This is a genomic window from Shimia aestuarii, from assembly GCF_900114635.1.
Taxonomy (GTDB): Bacteria; Pseudomonadota; Alphaproteobacteria; order Rhodobacterales; family Rhodobacteraceae; genus Shimia; species Shimia aestuarii.
Window position 1 is genome coordinate 1 of sequence record NZ_FOTQ01000026.1, and the last position, 2,490, is coordinate 2,490.

A 2,490-nucleotide genomic window follows, 5' to 3' on the forward strand; every position below is an offset into this window, starting at 1 on the left:
ACGCAGTAGACGAACCGCGCCGCTGAGACTTGCCGCCCCCGGTAGCGTATCTTTGGTCGTGTCTTGGATGAGGCCACCCAGCACCCGTTTTCATCCGCCGAGGTCTGAGATAGGAGGGAGGTGGCCCTCGAAAGAGCCTCCTCATAATGATTGTTCATAATGTCCTGCAGCCAGAGCTCGCAGTCATCCCGAAATACGAAGTGCTGATCGCTCATTGGATCACCTCGAATTCTGTCGTCGGAACCTCCCGTTGAAGGTAGTCGCTGACGCTCTCAGTCGGGAAATCAGGACCATAGATCTTACCTCGGTCGATTGAGTAACCGGGGCGTACCCAGATCGCACGGGAATAGTCCTTGCCACCCCATTTGACCTTGGTCTTATGCCATTCGAGTTCGTCCATCAGGTGCTTCGTTTGATTGATGTTCGCATTCAGGTGCTTGCGGATGAACTCAACGACGCTGGCCTCGGGTAGAACGACAAGCCCGCGTTCGTTCAACTGCTCTTCAAGCTGATCAAGGACTGTCTGACGGCTGTTCTGCTGCAGTCGTTGCATGATAGGCGTTGAAAACTCAGCGATATTTAGGCTCTTGGCGTTGAAGGCCTTAGGGAGGTCACGCTGCATCAGGGCATTATGCAGCCGGGCAACACTTGCGGGATCATCAAGGAACCGATGTACCCGCCCCACCAACTCCGCGAAATCAGCGGCTCGCGGGCCACCGGAACGCCCGTCATGATCGACTTCCATGACGTAGTAGCGCCGTTCGCCCTCCTCCAGCCACGTAGGCGCGAAGTTTGAGGTGAACACGAAGCAGCAGTACTGGCGGGACCGTTCAGCCTCGAAGCCCTTGCGTTCAACGAGAACGTCGGGGTCGGTGATGAAGGTCTTGAGCGCATTCGACTGCGGCGATCCCGGGGTGATTTGCGTTTCCTCACAGACGACCAGCTTACTCGTGAGAACCGTTGCATTGAACTGCTGCGTAAGCTTGCCGACATTGTTCTGAACTGCAGTATTTCTAGCCCCGAACAGCACGGACAGGATACGGCAGGTCGTGCTTTTCCCGGTGCCTTTGCTGCGAGAATAGAAGAACGGAGCCCAAGCCGGTTTATCGTCCTCATTCTGAAGGCACCACGCCAACCAGTTCAGGAAGTGTTCCCGTTCCTCTGAGCGCTGAAAGAAGGCCTCGAAGAACTCTCCAACCACCCCATAGTCGGCTGCATTGACTCGAAGCTGTCGGTATGCAGGCGCCGACCAAACATTGGCTGAGACCGATCCGCGCTTCATGATCAGGCGGTCAGGATTTCCGGGTGCGCAGACCGTGGTTCCGTTCCAGACCTGAAAGGATCGCTCGGTGTCCGTGTGCCGTTGCTCGATCAGCAGCTTGAATAGCCCCTTGAACAGCTCGCTGCTGAGCGGAACGTCAGGGAATTCTCCCCGGATCCGATTGAGGATCATGACCTCGACGTCCGTGCGGGATAACGGCGTTCCCAGATGCTCGATATCGTAAAACTTATTGTCCCTGCGGACGATCTGGTTGCCATAAGCCTTCGCCAGCTTCTGGATATGATTCTCGGTAGTGGAAGTATCGTTTTGCATTGATGGTTATCTCCCATCATTGATGCTCCGGTGTATGCGACGCGCCTCGTTCTGAAGGTGGATGATCAGGCCATTTCAAGGGGCGTCTACCGGGTGCATGATCGCGTAGCTTCCTTCTATAGTGTGCCCTGGAAGAAATTCGAGGGTCTTGAAAGGGCGTTTCGGTCAATAAAATAAGGGGTTTGAGGTCAATTTCGGCATAAATCTGATGTCGACACAGAAGGTCGGCTGAATCCGGACGATTCAAGCGTTTAGAAACGATCAATAATCTTCGTCATGAACGCGCTCGAATAGGCGAAGTTTTCACGCTGGTCTTCGAGCCCATATTGCCATTTCGAGCCGTGGATTAGATTACATCTTAGACGGTAAGCTATGCGAAGAAGCGTACCTACTACTGTGACGCAATCAGGGTCTAACTGTTGCAACCCCGTAGTTATCCGTTCGAGACTATTGTAATCATTCCAGCACAAGGCATCGAGACGGTGGTTTCCGGTCATGTTGTCTAGATAGCGCGCTTTAAAGAACTCGAAGTAGGGCATGAAGATCTGAAAGTCGCATACCTCAGGGATACTTGTCTCTATGAAACTCTCGACGTCCGTTAAACGCCCCCTTGCGCCCAATTTCTGAAAATCAAAAAGGCTCCAAGTGAGCACGAAATAAGTAATGCCAACCTGAGTAAGCTGGTCTATTTCGCCAAACTGAGGCGCGCCCGCCCGCAACCATTCCTGTACTTCTTTTAGTCCGTGCTCTGCTGCCATTTTATCCTCCAGTCATTTCTCCCTGCTATCCGAAACAGTAACTGATGAAAACGGGTGCTGGGTGGCCTCATCCAAGACACGACCAAAGATACGCTACCGGGGGCGGCAAGTCTCAGCGGCGCGGTTCGTCTACTGCGT

3 protein-coding genes are annotated in these 2,490 nt (G+C 53.6%); all 3 read right to left on the minus strand.

What is annotated here, in order from left to right; translation table 11 throughout:
* The coding region (locus tag BMZ35_RS21045) for a hypothetical protein (RefSeq protein WP_207503044.1) at positions 1-215 on the minus strand (215 nt) is incomplete at its 3' end.
* Positions 212-1,594 (minus strand): primase-helicase family protein, encoded by a 1,383-nt coding sequence (locus tag BMZ35_RS20545; protein WP_093097286.1) that lies wholly within the window; start codon positions 1,592-1,594, stop codon positions 212-214. The genes BMZ35_RS20545 and BMZ35_RS21045, both read right to left, overlap by 4 nt.
* Positions 1,595-1,845: 251 nt before the next feature.
* Complete coding sequence (locus BMZ35_RS20550) at positions 1,846-2,352, minus strand: hypothetical protein (protein ID WP_093097288.1); 507 nt, start codon at positions 2,350-2,352, stop codon at positions 1,846-1,848.
* Positions 2,353-2,490 lie beyond the last annotated feature (138 nt).

Excerpts from the sequence above, each read along its gene's own strand:
- BMZ35_RS20545 (WP_093097286.1), bottom strand. The coding sequence starts at position 1,594 with ATGCAAAACGATACTTCCACTACCGAGAATCATATCCAGAAGCTGGCG.
- BMZ35_RS20550 (WP_093097288.1), bottom strand. The coding sequence starts at position 2,352 with ATGGCAGCAGAGCACGGACTAAAAGAAGTACAGGAATGGTTGCGGGCG.